The organism is Candidatus Vicinibacter proximus (assembly GCA_016713905.1).
In the GTDB taxonomy this organism is placed as follows: Bacteria; Bacteroidota; Bacteroidia; order Chitinophagales; family Saprospiraceae; genus Vicinibacter; species Vicinibacter proximus.
This window is the reverse complement of the sequence record JADJOE010000002.1, coordinates 394,504-411,880: the sequence shown is the minus strand read 5'-3', so window position 1 is coordinate 411,880 and position 17,377 is coordinate 394,504. Positions and strand designations below refer to the sequence as shown.

General features: G+C 40.2%; 13 protein-coding genes. 4 read left to right on the top strand and 9 right to left on the bottom strand.

The genetic code is table 11. The annotated features are described in order from the left end of the window. Positions 1 to 85: 85 nt before the first annotated feature. Genes IPJ83_07970 through IPJ83_07945 form a run of 6 tightly spaced genes read right to left on the bottom strand, consistent with a single transcriptional unit; the run spans position 86 to position 8,660 of the window. A complete protein-coding gene (locus IPJ83_07970; GenBank protein MBK7880479.1) occupies positions 86 to 4,468 on the bottom strand; it encodes a gliding motility-associated C-terminal domain-containing protein in 4,383 nt (1,460 codons plus the stop codon). Further along, the gene (locus IPJ83_07965; GenBank protein MBK7880478.1) at positions 4,465 to 4,923 is read right to left on the bottom strand and encodes a hypothetical protein; all 459 of its coding nucleotides are present in this window, start codon (positions 4,921 to 4,923) and stop codon (positions 4,465 to 4,467) included. The genes IPJ83_07970 and IPJ83_07965 overlap by 4 nt, the downstream gene beginning before the upstream one ends. Next, positions 4,907 to 5,854: a hypothetical protein gene (locus tag IPJ83_07960; protein MBK7880477.1), complete on the bottom strand. Its 948-nt coding sequence runs from the start codon at positions 5,852 to 5,854 to the stop codon at positions 4,907 to 4,909. Before IPJ83_07960 ends, IPJ83_07965 begins: the two co-directional genes overlap by 17 nt. Positions 5,855 to 5,865: 11 nt before the next feature. After that, on the bottom strand, positions 5,866 to 7,218 hold the full coding sequence (locus tag IPJ83_07955) for a hypothetical protein (GenBank protein MBK7880476.1): 1,353 nt from the start codon (positions 7,216 to 7,218) through the stop codon (positions 5,866 to 5,868). Positions 7,219 to 7,228: 10 nt separating this feature from the next. Beyond that, positions 7,229 to 7,726 (bottom strand): hypothetical protein, encoded by a 498-nt coding sequence (locus IPJ83_07950; GenBank protein MBK7880475.1) that lies wholly within the window; start codon positions 7,724 to 7,726, stop codon positions 7,229 to 7,231. Further along, entirely contained in the window at positions 7,710 to 8,660 is a 951-nt protein-coding gene (locus tag IPJ83_07945) for a hypothetical protein (GenBank protein MBK7880474.1), read from the bottom strand. The genes IPJ83_07950 and IPJ83_07945 overlap by 17 nt, the downstream gene beginning before the upstream one ends. A 611-nt stretch (positions 8,661 to 9,271) precedes the next feature. Here IPJ83_07945 and IPJ83_07940 point away from each other — a divergent pair. The 4 genes from IPJ83_07940 to IPJ83_07925 all read left to right on the top strand — a co-directional run bounded on the left by IPJ83_07940 (position 9,272) and on the right by IPJ83_07925 (position 11,771). Then, entirely contained in the window at positions 9,272 to 10,849 is a 1,578-nt protein-coding gene (locus IPJ83_07940) for a hypothetical protein (GenBank protein ID MBK7880473.1), read from the top strand. 362 nt (positions 10,850 to 11,211) lie between these two features. Continuing rightward, positions 11,212 to 11,316 (top strand): hypothetical protein, encoded by a 105-nt coding sequence (locus tag IPJ83_07935; GenBank protein MBK7880472.1) that lies wholly within the window; start codon positions 11,212 to 11,214, stop codon positions 11,314 to 11,316. Between the two features lie 30 nt (positions 11,317 to 11,346). After that, on the top strand, positions 11,347 to 11,454 hold the full coding sequence (locus IPJ83_07930) for a hypothetical protein (GenBank protein MBK7880471.1): 108 nt from the start codon (positions 11,347 to 11,349) through the stop codon (positions 11,452 to 11,454). Between the two features lie 59 nt (positions 11,455 to 11,513). Then, complete coding sequence (locus tag IPJ83_07925) at positions 11,514 to 11,771, top strand: hypothetical protein (protein MBK7880470.1); 258 nt, start codon at positions 11,514 to 11,516, stop codon at positions 11,769 to 11,771. Between the two features lie 15 nt (positions 11,772 to 11,786). Here IPJ83_07925 and IPJ83_07920 read toward each other — a convergent pair whose 3' ends face one another. From IPJ83_07920 to IPJ83_07910, 3 genes are all read right to left on the bottom strand, one after another. Next, on the bottom strand, positions 11,787 to 13,997 hold the full coding sequence (locus IPJ83_07920) for a TonB-dependent receptor plug domain-containing protein (GenBank protein ID MBK7880469.1): 2,211 nt from the start codon (positions 13,995 to 13,997) through the stop codon (positions 11,787 to 11,789). Between the two features lies 1 nt (position 13,998). Further along, complete coding sequence (locus IPJ83_07915) at positions 13,999 to 15,204, bottom strand: tetratricopeptide repeat protein (GenBank protein MBK7880468.1); 1,206 nt, start codon at positions 15,202 to 15,204, stop codon at positions 13,999 to 14,001. 122 nt (positions 15,205 to 15,326) lie between these two features. Beyond that, entirely contained in the window at positions 15,327 to 17,345 is a 2,019-nt protein-coding gene (locus tag IPJ83_07910) for a DUF4331 family protein (GenBank protein ID MBK7880467.1), read from the bottom strand. Positions 17,346 to 17,377: the final 32 nt, after the last annotated feature.

Sequence of the window (17,377 nt, the reverse complement as noted above, 5' to 3'; positions counted from 1 at the left end):
ACCACTTTCATGCTTGTCTGTTAGACACAGTCACCCAGGGTTATTCCCCTGTGTATTTAGGCGTTAAGGATTCACAAAATAGGTGTTATCTTAGGATAGTCACATCACTTATAAATATTTCCTTCTTGCCTTTGTCTGGATTGAAGTATTCGATGACTACTACATAAACTCCTTCTACCACATGCATGCCACGGAAAGTGCCATCCCATTTGTCCATTCCGTCTTTAGATTCAAATACACGTGCGCCATACCGGTCGTAAACAGCCCAGTGTAAAATTTCCACTCCGATGTGAAAGATCTCAAAAATATCCTGTTTGCCATCGTTATTTGGACTGAAGAGGCTTGGGATAAAAATCCGAACCACATTTTTAACACAGACCTCGCGTTCAAATTCATCTTCACACCCAATATCATTAATTACATGCATTTTGATCACAAAATTGCCAGTGTCTGAGTATTGATGTACGAGGGACCCGGGTGACTTAATGTCCACCAGTGGCGAACCATCGCCAAAGTCTATGGTTCCATCTGTATATCCAAAAGATAGATCCAGTATCTCCACTGTATTTTCCACGATGTCTATGCAAGGTTGGTTGGGTGTGAGACCAAAGTTAGCTGCAAGAGGAGCTGATCCGGGAAGGGTCACAGTAGTTCTTTGTCGGCATCCTGTAGATTTTTCTTTTATCTCTACACCATAGATGCCGGGATCCCCATCCAGTCTGGCACCTTTTTTCTGAGGACTAGTCTGCCACACAATTTCGTAATCTGCAGTATCCAGCTTTAATTCCAGGAAAGTCTTTTCGCCGAAGCATACCGGTGGGCCACTGATTGTATCCATAGGAAAGCGTGGAAAAACCCTTATAAATACACTGTCCACCAAAGGATCCGAACAACCATCGGTGACTGTCACCAGGAACCAGCTATCCTGCACAGGCTCAACAATGTGACTGCTGCCAAAGCCCAGGCCATGATCCCAGGTATAAATCAGTCCACCCTGACCGCCACTGGCATCGATCGAGATCGTTGCTCTTTGGCCAATGCAAATGGAATCATTTTCACTGGAGGATTTTTTGTGGATGGCAGGTAAGATTTTGATAAATGTTTTCTCGGAAGAAGCACAATTGCCTTCCCCACGCGTATAATACAGTTCCCAGATGCCTGAGCCCAGTCGGGCCGGATTGATTATTGGTGCCGATGGTAATCCGTTAATAAAAAATTCACCACCTGAAGGATTAAGCAAAACAGGTATGTCCTGGTTCTTGAAACAGTATTGAGGATCAATCCCACCAATGCGCACTTGTTCCCAAGCTTCTACCTCAACCAAAGCCTGAGCCTTACATCCTGCAGGACTGGTATAGATCACTGGATGAATTCCTAGACCTGAAAGTTCAGGATCAAATAATCCTGCAGATTCGTCCAGGAATCCCGTTCCACTCCATTCTCCTCCCGAAGGAATAACTTTGAGAACAGTAGGGGGGCTACGGTCGCAAAATTTGTAGGCAGAGAAGCTAATGGGGATTTCCACTTCAATATCTATAGTATCCACACAACCAAAAGCTTTATAGACGATATCATGTTTTCCAGGTCCTGCCAACGTTGGTAAGAACTTCCATAGGCTATCGGGATAGGCTACTCCAGTTCCACTAAAAATCCCCGGGCCTTCGGATGGGTTTAGTAAATTCACAAGATCGATGGTATCCATAGCGGGACAGAAAAGCCGAGACTGGCTTGAATCCAATCTCACATCGTGGATGTTTAGTTTGAACGAATCCCGGCAATTTTTAAAGCTGATCTTGAAGGAATGTATACCCGATGCAAGAGAAGAAATATCAAATGTGTTAGTCAAAGGATCGTATACCCCTGGTCCGGACCAGCGCCCTTTAAGAGGCAGATTAAGTGTGGAAACACCAAGGCAAAGGGATGTGTCTGGTCCTGCATCTGGTTTGGTGATAAATACACTGATGTTTTTTTCACAGCCATTGAGACGGTAGCGATAGGTGTTCCATTGATTGGCAATAGCCTTGGTGGCATCTAACTTTCCTGCAATGCTGTCTGTAATACCCGGACCGCTCCATCTGCCTCCGACTGGGGTGAATACCAGGTTGATGTTTTCCAGGTTGCAAAGAGTGTCGATAAGGTTAAGTCCAATACTGTCAGCTACGTTGACGGTTTTGCTGGAAATACATCCATTTGGAGCCTTATAATTTAAAGTATAGCTGCCACTTTTTATTGGATTAAAAATACCACTGGAATCGACATTTGAACCTGTCCAAAATCCTCCGGTTGGTCTACCCCCGCTGAGTTGAAAAGGCATACTGCCCTGACAGGCAGCTTCAACAAGTCCGGCAAAAACAGGATGAATGTAAAAGGTATCTTTAATGGTACAACCTCCAGGGGCCGTATAGGTCACAATGTCTCTTTGTGTTTGGTTGGCTTGCGCCCATCTCCAGAATTCATATATTCCACTCTTGTTTTGGGCTGCAGGAATAGCGGTTGCAGAATAAGTCCCACCGGGCAGGTTGACCTGATATTGCCAGTTGGCAGCAGAGGCGCAGATGGTATCTGCGATAGGATTCAGAATAATGGGATTTGCGTTGACCCTTACGGATTTTTTTGCAGAGCATCCATTGGTGGCATGATAAGTCACTATAAAGCTGCCTGTATCCTGAGGGTTGAAATTTCCTAATGAATCGGTGTATGGACCCGACCAAAATCCACCCATTGGCGATCCTCCCGTCAATTTAAAAACAGGAGTCAAGTGACATACAGACTGAGTACTTCCTGCAGAGACCGGGATGATCATAAAGGTGTCCCGGACCTGGCAGCCATTTGGGTCAATATAAGTGACCGTATCGCTACGCAAAGTGTCACCGGAAGAGAGCCTCCAGAATTCATAAATTCCGGACTTACGCTGGCTGGATGGGATAACAGAGGAATAAAAATCACCTTTGGGAATACTGACCTGGTACCGCCAGTCTGCCATTGAGGCACAGACCGTATCAGGTACAGGATTGAGGATTCTTGGGTTGGGGTGAACAAAAACCGATCGGATATCGGAACAACCATTGGGTGCAGTATAAATAAAGTCAAACTGACCTACCACAGAAGGGTCGAAACTCCCATTGGGCTGGATGCCTGGTCCTGTCCAATACCCTCCAGCCGGGGTACCCCCGCTGATCTGTATCGCAGGTGAGCCAAGACAGAGTTTAATGTCTGCACCGGCATCTATGGGATAAATGTGCACAATGTCGGAAACCTTACAACCATTGGGGGCGATGTAGACCACCGTATCCGTGCTTAACTTGTTTCCGGCCGCATGCCGCCAAAATTCGTATATACCTGTTTTACGATGCTGATTCGGTATTGTTCGGGAAAAGAAATCACCACCGGGAATGTCAATTTGGTATTTCCAATCCGCAGCAGATGCGCAGACTGTATCAGAAATGGGATTTAGAATTTTTGGTATATCCAGAGGAGTGTACAAGAAATCTGCTGTATCCATCACACCTGAGGCGCTGTCTATGGCGATGACTCTATATTGCATGGGAACTGTATCACATACCCGAATCGATGGACTGGTCTGACCTCCCGGCAGCCATCGATAGCGGAATTTCTGTTTGGCATTACCTGTGGCCATAGCTTCCAAATCGGTACAGGCTCCTTTGCATGCTGCCCCCATAGGCATCAGGATCTCCACAGTAAAAGGGCAGTTGTTCAAACTGAACAAAACGCTGGTGTTCAACAAATGCTCAGTACCACATTCATCAATATACTTGTAGGTAAAACTTACCCTATAGTTAACCGGTCTGTCCAATGGAGGGTCAAATTGTAATTTGAACTTGGTCGCCTTTCCGTTTACGCAGTCCAAGGCTTCCGCAAAGATGATTTTGGAACCTCCGGGTCCTAAAAGACTGAAATTGCCGGGAATAATCTGATCACAGGGTACCGGATATCCAAATTCAAAGGTGAGTTCGGTTAAGGGACATGCCGTGGGGGCGGTTACCTTGAGTGTCGGGGGTGGTGGTAATACAAATTGAACTTTCCAATGCATTTTCCAGCCATTGGCAGTGATGTTGTCGTCGCTTTTAAAGTGTATGGTCACACAATCGCCTTTGACTGTAATGCGCGGTGGTGGATTCAGAATTCCACTGAGTGTTGAAATAACAGGACCATTTTTATTGGGTCCTTCGTAGATAGTCATCAGATCGTAAGTCCTTTCGGTAGCGAAGAATTCAAAGTCCAAGGTGATAGAAGTTGCTCCTGGTACACAGATGGTAAAGGTAAAGTCTTCGTTATGATCATAGTTTTTATCCTCACCGGCTTCACTGTGGGTCAGGATCCCTTCGCAATCGCGAACGACTGCATTTTGCATCGGGTAGGTCGGTTGAGCAATAAGTCCCGATTTTGTTAAAAAACCAATTGTAATGGGCAGAAACGCACAAATGAGAAACTTTCGTGCGTGCATCATCCTTTCTTTTTAATGACCACTTCAGGCGTAATCAGTTCGTTGCTCTTGTTTCCTTTTCGGTCTACCATGTAGATGTAAAACTTGGTCCTTTCCTCGGTACGGTTTCCGAAAACAAACAAACTGGGAAATTCCACTTTTAAATCACCCTGAACGGCAATCAATTCTCCGGGTGGTGCAACTGGAGCCAGGTAAAACCCATCGTACTTGGTGAGTCTTGCATCCCTAATGAAAACAGCATAATTTTCAGGTTCTTCGAATCCAAGATCGCCATCCCCGTCCTGATAGCGAATGTTGAAGGTGAGAATATCCTCATACTCAAGAATGGTGTCCTGGGAAAAATCCTTCAACTTGATTTCCGGTATGATGGAAAAAGGCGGATCTTCTGCGTTTTCGCGACAGGAAACACAGAAAATTACAACCGACAACAGAATCCCTAATTTAATCAGTGCGTTCAAGGGACATATATTTTTTCATGGAAAAAATGGCTCTTTGAGCCGGAATTTCAGACAAAGGATTAAGCAGGTCTTTGAGATAGGTTCGGAAATAGAGCTCCCGGCTATTGGCCATCAGCATTTTGGGATTAATGAGGATTCTATGGGTATATTGGACACTGTCGCCATATAAACCAATCATCCGGAAACTGGGGAAACCGGTCTCTAAATCCAAAGTAACTACAGTGCTGTCAAACACATGAGGATTTGGATGAAAACTGATCTTGTTGTGGGTAAAACTTAATGGATTCTGTGCATCGTGACCAAACGAGAAATAAAGATAGAGGCTGTCCCTGAGGCTGTCCAATAACAAGGGGCCGCTGTATGGCCTGCGCTCAAGCACGGTAGTATCGTCCACCATAGCCAGACAGCCCTTAAGTCTGATTTGAGGAAGGCCTGCTACGGGTATGCTGCCATCGATGGCGGGAGCACCTGATTCAATCCAGCGGCGAATCAAAGAGATGTAATGGTCTTTTCTCTTGCCCCAATCCGAATCTGGTTCAATCTGGATGGGCATCTGCGGGGTCACTATGCCGTTAACACGCGCTAGAATAACCGAACTGTCGATTGAATATGGTTTGACGCGAAACAAGTACTTACCGTCCTTTTTGATGGATTCACGAAATACCAGCGTATTGTAGGAACTTTCCAGAGTTCGGAAATCAGGATCGAAGGTCCCATCGTGGCAACCTGAATTGGCGCAGGTAGGCTTGAAAATGTAGGTATATAAACCAGCAATGGATGATGAGTCCGGATCGTCGAAAATGAATTTGACGGTGTCCTGAGTTGGTTTGTAATCGTCAAAAGGGTTGCGCGGGATTTCCGGTTTTTCACAGGCAGACTGTAAGATCAAAGCAACCATTAGAAAAAGTGCGGCAGAGCTGATTTTCTTCATTAGAGTCGCTATTAAATTCTGTCAAATAAAGACCGTGCGTTCTCATCCAATAGACCTGCCTTTCTGACCTGATCTTTGATGCCAAAGATGTCTGCAATGGTCGGTACTACATCAGCCGCATCACCTATAGGATTTGTCTCAGATCCTACCTTCAGATTTGCATCAATACCTGGGCCCACCATCAGGTTAAATATCCTGCGGGCGTTGGGGCTTCCGGAATGATCGTAAGCAAACCAGTCGTTGAGATCTTTAATGGAATTGTGTTGCTCGTCGCGGCCGTGCTCAGGCATTACGATCATCACGGTGTTGTCTCTCATACCCGGTATGGACTGTATTTCCTTCCACAAGAACGCAATGCCATGATCGGCACGGTGGATATTTTTGAGATAAGCAGTAAAGTCATTGTGACACACATCGATATTATTGAGATCTACCACGGTAACACGTGGTTTGAACCAACGCAGCATTTCTACTGTAAAGCCGAGGACTTTCAGGTCTCCGTTGTCGTTGACAGGAGGCATCGTGACCCTTCCTTCTTTTACTTTTTCAAAGGTGGCCCGGATAAATTCCCGGATACTGTTTTCTTCTTCCGGAGTGTTGTACAAGTGTGGTATTTCCAGTCCCTGGTTAGAGAAGTTTTTATTAAGGAAGCCCCTGACCTCACGGATCATTTCGTAGTCCGTGTCCGGATGATAATTTTTAAAATCCATGAAATGTTCCTGTCCGGGAGAGCCAAAAGTGATCAACGGTGCCAGAAAATTACCTCCATACTTTCTGCCGTAATCTTCATGTGCTGAATAGTTGAGCAGAGGACGGGAACCCGTAATACCTTGTCCTATTGACCAGCAATCCGTGGCAGAAAAACCGGCATGCCGGCGTAGGTATTCAAATATAGTCGGAGACGCTGTGCGTTGTCTAAGTCCGGCGGTTACATAATAATTACCGGATACGCCTGTACTCAGACCATTGAAATGCCCTGCCCCTCCTTTTGAAAACCTCACCTCCGGAAAAAGGGTGCCCTGCTTTTGAAGTGAGGTCTGCAGGATTGGGTTGATGGGAAATGCGCCTACTATGTTGTTTTGCTTGTCGTCTGTGCCATAAGCGATCTTGTCCGCAGGAGGTTGCCCATCTAGGAGATTATACATGATGTTGCCCTCAATCTTTTCGTTTTGGCTGCCATAAAGGTATCTTTGAAGGACTGACTCTTGTTGGCGCAATCCACCGGCAAACTGAACATAGACAACATGTTCGGCCTTCAATGAAGGCTGTCTGGCAAAAAGTAATCCGGAAGGAAGCAAATAGGGAACACCCACGGTGCCTGCAGCCACCAAAGCCGATTTTTTAATAAATTTTCTGCGATTCATGTTGGGAAAATTAATAGTGAAAATGCTCGTTGCATGTACCAAAAGCAAAGTAGAAATGTTCAGGCGTCACATTGGGTCTGCTTTTTATGTAATTGAGCATCCAGTTCAGTTCGGCTTCTGTTGGTTCGCGCACTAAAAATCGTCTGTAAGTATTTCGGATGAAACCTTCCGGGTCCTGTTTCATGGATTCCACAGTAGGCAAGATGACTTTTGGGTCATTCATATACTTACTGAGAAGGATGTCAAAAGCTACTTGTTTATCTCCTACAGACTCAATGGCTTTTTGAGCCTGCAACATGGAATTTGGACTGATGGCTCGCTGAAAGAAATTGGTGTACAGGATGGAAATGTATTGAGTGATCGATTTGGGTTTGATCTTTTGGCTGTTGACCGGTAATATCTTCTGGTCGTTTATCTCGTAAACAAAATAATCCTTTTGGCAGCTGGAGAAGCTGAGAATAAGCATCAAAGCGGCACTCCATAAACCTGTTTTATTTAAAGCCTGCATATTCATCGGTTACAGCGATTTGTTTGATGATGTATCGTATGTCTTTTTCCTTCAAATAGGTCGGTAACAGGCTGGACAATTCTCTGGGCGTGGGGAAACGATTCATATAGACCTGAAAGGTCCATACAATCATTCCTTCCAGCATGGCCGGAGATTCCACCAGAGCTTCAACGTATTCGGTCTTGTTGGTCACGTATCTTCCAAAGGCTTGACCGGCTGCGCTATTTTCAATAATGTCGAATGCAGATTCGTATTCTTGATCGGTAGGTAAACGGAACAATAGTTCATTGAATACAGCCCTGATGAAATTGAAGGTATTCATGTTGATGATGTCGTAAATGCCATTATTGACCAGGAAGGTGAACATCTGGTGATAAGCAATATGTCCTTCGAGTAATTCCTGCTGGCTTTCCAATACGTCCTGATAGCGTCGGAGAATGTCCAGCTTAGCATAAAACCCTTTCCACTTTTGCTCCATGGAATCTCTCATGGCATCATTGAGTAAAAGGCTCATTTTCATTTGTATTTCTTCATCCGTAACTCCTTCCAAACATCGCACTTTTGCGAGATTGTACAGATTGAGGTAAAATGCAGCTTTATAGGATCGTTCTCCTATTCGGAAGCTTGTATCTTCCATTAGCCGTGTGATAAGATTGAGTCGAGCATCACGGCTCAACTCTCGTGCTTTCAGGGTGTCTGACTCTTCCTTTAACTCTGTTTTGAGCGGCTCACGTCCCACTAAGTCAATGTATAGCCGATTGACATAGTTTTCTATCTTGAGTCGGGAAATGTTGGTTACAGAAGCAGGATTATTGCCGTCTATAATGTTAATATGATCTTTAGTGCAGCCCAGAAAAAAAAGCAAAGAAATCCACAAAACCAAAATAAACGGCCTGGCAAACAGGCACGGATGACTTGTGAATTTTTTTTTCATTTTGATTCCTTGTAGAGGCAAGGGTTAAAAATAGAATATAATCCAACTGAAAGAGGAAAATTTATCACATATAAATTTAAATAATATGTAATCTTGTATTATGCTGCTTTTTGAAGATTTGTAAATTATCTTTTGCAATTTAGCATCGAATCTGATGCCTCACATCAGTATCGATCAGATTTAATAAAATGATAAAATTACTTTCTAAAAATAAGAAATAGCTTCCCTATTGGGTAATGAGTTGTGAAAGATTTGGATTTAAAAAAGATGCTGAATGAATAAATTGCACTGTCTGATAAAGAAAAATCGAATGTGATGCTAAAAGCTTAAACGAATTTTTATTCAGGTATTGAAAATATATTTTTTAAAGGGACGTAGTAAGCCACTTCTTCTTTTAAAATTCTGATTTTATTAATCCTTGTAATTTAACCAATTACTTACAAACTCCATTTATTTTTACCCCTACATTTTGATGTGCCAATGAAATCTCAGGTTACTGGAATCCTTTTCTTTATTATACAACTAAGCCTGAGTGCCCAGTTTGAGGAAGCCTTTAAAAAGTAGAATACCCGCAAAGGCTAAGACTAATTGATTCGATCTACACCAGTTTCTTGTTAACTGGCCAAAGTTACAGCACCATCCATATAAACCTAGGTAAACTTGAAGCACTCGCAAACTTAAAAAGGGATGAAATTTCATTATTGATGTTCAGAGTGCTTGACCAAAGAACAAAACTGTATGAGGATAGCATTTCGATTGATCAGAAAATCTCAAAATTTCTCAAAGTTGTACATGAAGTTAATATTGATGGCCATGACCTGGTGGAGGCACATTCTTTATTATACCTTGCGCAAATACTAAAAGAAAATGGAAAAAGTGGTACATCTCTCAGTTATATGATGAGAGCCTTTGACCTTTCAAATAATGAGGTAGGCAATGAGATACTTATGCCACAAATGATAGCACTCCGAATAGGAGGCATCTTGTATTTGCTTGGAGATTACGTAATGGCCAAAGAATATGCCATTAAATCATATGCGGATAAAATGAAAGGGCATAGGAAAATACTCTCTTATGATTTACTCTCTCAGATAAGTCTGCAGCTTGGACAATATGACAGTTCCTCCATTTATATAAAAAAATGTATTGAAGTGTATGTTAAAGAGGATACAACTAGCCGGCCCATCAAAGGTTGGAGAGGCATTTTGTATGGATATGCTGGTAAGATACACTATTTTAAAAATGAATTCGAATTGGCTATACCCTTATTCAGAAATGCCATCCCCATTTTAGTGGATGCTGAATTATATAACAATATATCTTCTTTTGCCATAAGGTTGGCGGAATCTTATCTAAGGAACGGTAACATGGCAGAAGCAAGAGCCTTAATGCCTACCATTGAAAAAGTAATATCTCGAAACAAGGATGAACGGAATTTCCTGGATTACTATAAACTCCGAGTTATCCTGGACAAAAATCACCAATCTGTTTCAGGGATTTCATCAGTGTTGGATTCTATTCTTTTTTGGTCAAAAAAATTAAATCAACAGAATGACCAGAACGCCCTCATCAGGCATGAAATGGATTTTGAAATTAATGCGCACAGACAGAGAGAAGCAGAGTTGGCGCGAAATATAAGTAGGCAAATATACACCAGGTCTGTGCTTTGGAGGCTTCTGGGTTTTTCCGTTTTGATGGCAACTTTTATCTTCTATTTTAAGCAAAAGCAAATAAGACGACAAAAGAAAGAGTCACTGAAATCTTTGGAGGAGGCTGCCAGAGAATTGGCCCTTGCAAAAGAACAATTAAATGATTTCAAAAACTCACTGATTGAAAAAAGTCGAAGACTTGAAATCCTGGAGTCAGAAACAGATTCAGCCAGCAATCAACAAGATCTGGAAAGCCTTCGACTCAAAACAATTTTAACAGATCAAGAATGGTTTAAATTCAGGGAATTATTTGACAGAGTACATGCTGGTTATTTTACTCGTTTGAAAAGTCGTTTTCCGGCCCTTACCCAAGGCGAAATCCGAATTTTTGCTTTAATCAAATTATCCTTTACAAATAAGGACATGGCATCAACTCTAGGGGTTGGGCAAGGAGCGATACGTACCATGAAAAGCAGGTTGTTGAAGAAACTGGATCTTGCTGGAGAATTAAGTTTAGAGGAGATTGTTGAGAGTATATGATTCATTAATGATGAGCAATTTTTCTTAGCGAAATTTCTATGGTTAACTTTTAACAATCATACGACTCCCATCCGCTAAATTCATTAGAGCATATTACATTTAATTCAAAACAGTAATGCAAGTTTTTATAAACAAAAGTAATTGTTAAAGTATTTTTCAAACCAAAAAGATATTAAATATAAATTATCGCTTGAATGATTTTAAGTTTTATTATGATCTCATCCAAAACCTTAAACATGATACATTTAACCAACTATCAAAAGTCGACATTATCGAAATTGTATTAATCACAACAATGGAAACCATCAGATATACTAATTATTACAGGAATAGATGGGCCTGGAAAGTCTACTCAAACATTAATGTTAGGAAAGCATCTTTTAAAAATAGGCATGAGGGTACTGCTTACTTATGAGCCCGCCAACCAAACCAGTGATGAAATAATCAGAGAATGTATTCCAGGTTGAATAAGTCTGGATCACCAAACCATTGCAGGATTGTTTGTGGCCAATCGAATTGATCATATTCTCAATAAATCATATGACATGTTGCATAAAATTCACCAAGGTAATTTTGTGATATGCAATAGATATTATCTTTCGTAATGGCTTAACAGGGAGGTCATAAGTTCATGGATTGGATGATATAAGCCAAAAGCATTGCCATGGAATGGCTCAAACCCAATTTACACATATTTATTGACATTGATCCTGAAATTGCCATTGAGCGAATTTCAAAAAATAGGCCACACACTGAACTTTATGAAACACTTGATAATTTAATCATGGTGAGAAATAAATACCACGAAGCCATACAACTATTAAATAATTCTGAAAAAATTGTCATCCTGAATTGCGATCAAACGGAAAAAGAAATCCATCGACAGGTATTGGACATTTTAGAGAAAAACAATATTTTTTAGATTTTATTTTTGCCTCTAAAATTTAGCTTCGATTTTAAATTTGATATTAAATGGAATACCTGGTGTAAAGTGAATCTCCTCTACGGATTGTGCTTCATTTTTCAATCTTGATTCAGTGGTAAACTGCGCTTCATTCCAATTTGTATTCAATAAGTTCTCCGCTATTATCCCGAACTGGAGATTTCTAAAACTATAATTAATATTTGCATCAAGTAGTGTGTATCCTATCGCTGTTAGACTATAGTCTTCGTTGGCAGGTCTGTCACCTAAGTGTCTATATCTTATGCCTCCGGAGAATTGCTTAAAATTAAGCAGACTAATTCCTCCTGATGAACACCACTTTGCAGCTAAGGGTACAAAATTTGCGCCTTCAGGATCATCGGTCGTTTTTGCAATAGTATATGAAACATCCGCGTCTAAGGCAATATACTTCCATAATTGTGATCGAAATCCAGCTTCAAGACCTGTTCTTCTTGTATGACCGCTAGATTCCACAACGGCTTCATCACCAACATACACCAATTCATCTTCCAGATCAATATACCAAATTCCCAAATGAAATAATAAATTATCAAGTGGCCGAAGCTGCATTCCCAAATCAAGATTTGTACTTTGAGTTAATACATTTGGATTCTGATTTTGGTTAATCAATCGTGTGTCATTGGAGTGAAATCCCAATCCACTATTAAAATAAATCTGCATATATTTATTGGCATTGAAATTTAGGTTGAATTTTGGTGAAGCTTTAAATTCAGAGTGCTGGCCTTTATTATCTGAAAGTCTTAACAAATCCTCGTAAGCAATACTAAATAAATCAAATCTGCTTTGTACATTTATTTCCCATTTAGCTTTGGTCCAATATAATTTAACAACTCCATAAAAATCCGTTTCACTTAAATTTCCAAAAGCTTTCCTTTCCAATATTTCTGTTCTATTTTTAGTATTGGATAATTCGCTACCTCTTACCAAATCTGTTCTGTTACCAAAACTAAAACTGTAATCCAAACCAGCCAAGTTGTTTTGGTAAGTAGCCTCCACTCCCAATATCTTTCTTTTTTCTTTTTGCTTTATTTGATCCCCGTTGATACTGTCATTTAGGAAAAAAGTAAAATTAGAATACAGTTCGAAATTATAGTCAGAAACAAAAGCTGCTATCTTAAAATTCTCATGTGCACGGCCTGCAAAATAATACTCCAGCATTAGGTTCTTGCGATCAGTCTGACCACCTTCATTTGGATCGATGGCCCCAAATCTACCCAATCTTCCAGATTCTACTTCTCTGGTTGGTATTTGACCTGAAGCATTCCATTTGGTGTCAAAATAAGTACCAGTAAATTTTAGACCGCTTTTTTCATTTAGTTGATACTGATATTTTAATAGCCCATTGAATTTTACAAAATCTTGCGGACTTTCAAAATATCCATCGGATGTTAAATATTCGGCTGCTATATAAGAGCTTGATTTTTGCTTATTGATTAACTTTAATAAAGTTGCGATTCGATTGAATTGAAATTTTCCAGTTTCAAAAATAATGGAATTTTGACTAATCCTTTCCTTTAGTTTAAAATCAACAAAACCAGCCGTGGCAAAATTTCCTTTGGATGCATTGTAGGATCCTTTTTGAAAATTGCTACTTTGAACTGTTTCTGGAATTATAAAATGCAAATCCGCATAACCTTGTCCGTGGGCGTGAGAAACCATATTTACAGGCAAGAGTTGATCTACCATAATATTGACATCAGTCCCATGATCAATGTCAAAACCACGTAAAAACATCTGTTCAGCCTTTCCTCCTCCAGCATGTTGGGCAATAAATAGTCCCGGAACTTTTCTCAGTAACTCTTGTGTATTTTGAACCGGATTAAAATTGAGATCTATTTTTTGCAAGTTATTGTTTAAGGGTTCGGACACATCCACCTGACTTAATTGTACATAAGTTGATTCTAGGACAACTGTTAATTTTTCTGTGTTCGCAGCATCAAACTGGATGGTATCAGTCTTATATCCTAGATGGGAGAATTGGTACTGATCATCATCTTTAGCGTTTGGATCTGAAAAATTTCCAAATGCATCGGAATGAATATGGCCTGAAGTTCTTAAATTTAGGATGATCACATCCTGGATAGGCAGTTGATCTGAATCCAAAATTCGACCTGAAAATTGGGCCATTGAAATATCATTTACGAATACAATAAATACAAGGATTAGGTAAGGTATCTTTTTCATCTTACAATGCTTTTAGCTCATTACTAATTTCAATAATTTCAGGATTCTTAGAATTTGTTGCCATGGCTTTCTCAATAGCAAATTCTGCTTTTTCTTTATCTTTGGAAAAAGTATAAATCTTTGCCAAAAGCAAATTAATATCAATATTATTTGGTCTCATTTCCAAGTCCTTTTTGATATACTCCATAGCTTTGGTAGGGTCTGAATAAAAATCTAAAAACAATTTGGAGTACTCAAGACTCATATTATGACCGTTGGCAATATCGTCATTCAGCATTTCTTTTATAACCAGAAGTATGCTATCCAATTCTTCTTGACGATTTTGAATTTTATAAATTTCTGCCAGATTTACACAAAAAGAAACTTCCGGAATTATCTGACAGGCTTCAATTAATCTGCGCTCTGCTTCTTCGTAGTTTTTTTCCTTCACATTGATTTCTGCCAAGGCAGCAATGGCAAAGGGATAATCATCTCGTTCAGTTAAAATTTGATTCAAAATAGATTCAGCTTCTCTCACTTTATCATAGCGGAAACATAGTTGCGCAAGCTGGAGAGCAGCCCATGATTTTTCTTCACTCCCAGGACTTCCTGCTTCCACCGCCATTTTCATAGCTTCGATGGATTCATCAATCAAACCATGAATTTCTCTTAAATACGATATTCTTGAATAAGATCGAAGATCCGGACGAATGCTTACCATTTTATCCGCATATTCTACTGCCACGTCATAATTCCCAAGTTCAACATACGCATCTACCAGAGATCCATAAATTTGGGCATTGTGTGGGTTTAATTGCACCGCTTTTTGGGCTGTGGTCAGCGCATTTTTAAAATCATGCAAAGACAACTGTACACTTGCCTTAAAACTTAATGCCATGAACTCATCGTCTTTTTTCAATTCTTTATTGGCTAATATTGATTCTGTCATGGCTAAAGCTGTAGGATAATAATACCCATGTTCTCCTGTGATTCTAGCTTCTGAAATATAAAGATTGCACAATTGTAATTTTGATTCAATATTTTCAGGTTCTTGCTTTAATTTATGTTTTAAATCCGCAAATCTGTTTTTTGTTTCCGACCATTCAATAGAATATTGAAGTTTGTGCGATCTCTCTAACAATTCCGGCACTTCTAATACCAATTTGGTTTGATGTTTTTGACATGCTGAAAAAAATAAAAATATTGAAAATATAAATAAATATCTCATAAAATTCATGTTTTAAATGATTGATAAAAAATATGTCCTTACCTTATAAAAATGTAAGGACATATTAAGGGTTGTAAATAAATAAATTATCCGATTTTAAAATTCCTGAATAAAAAATAAAATTAGTTTTTAATCACCTTGGTATAAGCCGCAATTCTACCATCCAGTGAGGTGGCAGTAGCAAAATAGATACCTGCTGGTACATGACTCAAATCAACTGTAAATTGGTTGTCGCCATTACCAAAATTCTGATTGCTTAAATCCATAATAGTTTTTCCATCTTGAGAATTAAGTGTCAGTTTAACTTTGGTTTCCACAATAGAATTTATTCTAAAAGTAGTGCTAGAAGTAACTGGATTTGGAAAATTAACCAATGAAACTTTTGGTCTATCTAATCCAATAATTCCTCCACCAGGATTTTGCAATCCACTAATCAACTTACCCCCGCATTCACCATCACCTGACCATGGCTCAGCTACATATGGAAAACTTGTCCCAAATTCAGTATCGTTTTCCTCTACACCAGTTGTATAAGTTAAAACATTGATTAAGTTTGGCGTCACAGGATTGGGTCCACCCGCAGTATAATCGTCATACCATAGGCCAATGGCGGCCAAAACTACACCTGCTACCGCTTGTAATTCAATTCTGGTTACATCATCTTCCAATCTTCTACCATTTGGGAATCCATCCATGTTGGGAATAAATTCAATATTGGTATTTGCAAATTGTGGATCTGTTAAACCCAAAACTGCTGCTTGGATCAAACCTAAAGAACTAAATTTAGGATCATTTCTCGGTGTTGGAGGGACAGCCATATTTAATCTTAACATATCTCCACCGTTTGGTAAGAAGTTATTAATAAATGGCTTACCAGCAGCTAATGGGTTACCATTTTTACCAGTGGCCAATTGATAAGGAATTACGTTTGGTACTCCTGTGTGAAATGCTGGCCATAAGTCAACCGAGCGAGCTTTTCCTGGCCCTGGCAGCAACAAGGTCCCGAAAATCGCATCATCCAATGCTGTTCCATTTAAAGCTGGGTTACCTTTTAATCCATAAAGACCGTCTTTTCCATAACCAAAATCGAATCCTTGCAAGGATGCCTTTTGAATCCTAAGCTTAGACATTGCTGGAACGGCACTTCCAAAAAGTCTGTCGTCCATGTATAAAGCAAGCTCCGGATTAAAAAAGAAACCATCCAACAAAGTGTCTGCGATTTCTTGATAAGGAGTTAATCCATTCCAATAATCTTTAAATCCTATTGGAATAACAGCTTCATTGGTCAATGGCATACCTAATCTTGAAACTTGAATAAAGTCTCCACTAAAAGATTCAGATCCCGCGCTTAAAGTGCGGATTTGAGGTCTACTGGCGGAAGCCCAAACACCGATGACATAATTTGGATCCAGAATGTTTGCAGGAGAACCCACTCCTGTTTTTCTCAATGCAGTGATCGGAATTTGCAAAGCAATGGTACTTACATTAAGACAGGCTATTCCATCTCTAGGTTTTCCATTTTGGCGAGGGAGATTTCCTAAATCAAAAACTCCGCCCAAATCAACAAAAAACGGGTCATCGCTTGGCCCGCAAAACACCTTCATACCATCGTTTGTCGTTTGGATTGCACTTGACATCAAACTAGCGTAATTGGTATTGAGTCCGGCTCCTCCACTGATGGATCGGGCCCCAATGTTATTGGGAGGAACAACACCCTGCGCAATCACAGTTGTAAAACTCAATCCACCATCTCTACTGACCTCCAATCGGTAGGTGGTTTTTAAGTTTTGCTTGCCCAGCCTAATGTTGAAGAAGGTGGTTGGATCTTCATTCACTTGACTAAATGTAAAACGATATGTAATTTCATCACCCGGTTTGGAGGCATCGTTGTCAATGTGAATTTCATAACGGATGTTGGTGCCAAAACTGTAATAATTAGGTCCTCCATGTGGTAATTGCAATGGCACATAAGTTGCAATAATGGTAATAAAATCAGGATTGTCAGGGCTCCTGAAGGCATAAAGGTCGACATTGTCCGCAAGAGGATCATTGGCAATTAATGGTGCCTCTCGATGACTCGAAGCTTGAAGGCCTGTAAAGGCTAGTAAATAAAACGCTAAAAGGAAAATTTTCTGTAACATAATATTGTGTTTTCTTTAGTTACGCACCAAAC

What these genes read in the sequence shown, in the direction of transcription:
- IPJ83_07970 (MBK7880479.1), bottom strand. Translation starts at nt 4,468, where the DNA reads ATGATGCACGCACGAAAGTTTCTCATTTGTGCGTTTCTGCCCATTACA.
- IPJ83_07960 (MBK7880477.1), bottom strand. Translation starts at nt 5,854, where the DNA reads ATGAAGAAAATCAGCTCTGCCGCACTTTTTCTAATGGTTGCTTTGATC.
- IPJ83_07955 (MBK7880476.1), bottom strand. Translation starts at nt 7,218, where the DNA reads ATGAATCGCAGAAAATTTATTAAAAAATCGGCTTTGGTGGCTGCAGGC.
- IPJ83_07950 (MBK7880475.1), bottom strand. Translation starts at nt 7,726, where the DNA reads ATGCAGGCTTTAAATAAAACAGGTTTATGGAGTGCCGCTTTGATGCTT.
- IPJ83_07945 (MBK7880474.1), bottom strand. Translation starts at nt 8,660, where the DNA reads ATGAAAAAAAAATTCACAAGTCATCCGTGCCTGTTTGCCAGGCCGTTT.
- IPJ83_07935 (MBK7880472.1), top strand. Translation starts at nt 11,212, where the DNA reads ATGTTAGGAAAGCATCTTTTAAAAATAGGCATGAGGGTACTGCTTACT.
- IPJ83_07925 (MBK7880470.1), top strand. Translation starts at nt 11,514, where the DNA reads ATGGAATGGCTCAAACCCAATTTACACATATTTATTGACATTGATCCT.
- IPJ83_07920 (MBK7880469.1), bottom strand. Translation starts at nt 13,997, where the DNA reads ATGAAAAAGATACCTTACCTAATCCTTGTATTTATTGTATTCGTAAAT.
- IPJ83_07915 (MBK7880468.1), bottom strand. Translation starts at nt 15,204, where the DNA reads ATGAGATATTTATTTATATTTTCAATATTTTTATTTTTTTCAGCATGT.
- IPJ83_07910 (MBK7880467.1), bottom strand. Translation starts at nt 17,345, where the DNA reads ATGTTACAGAAAATTTTCCTTTTAGCGTTTTATTTACTAGCCTTTACA.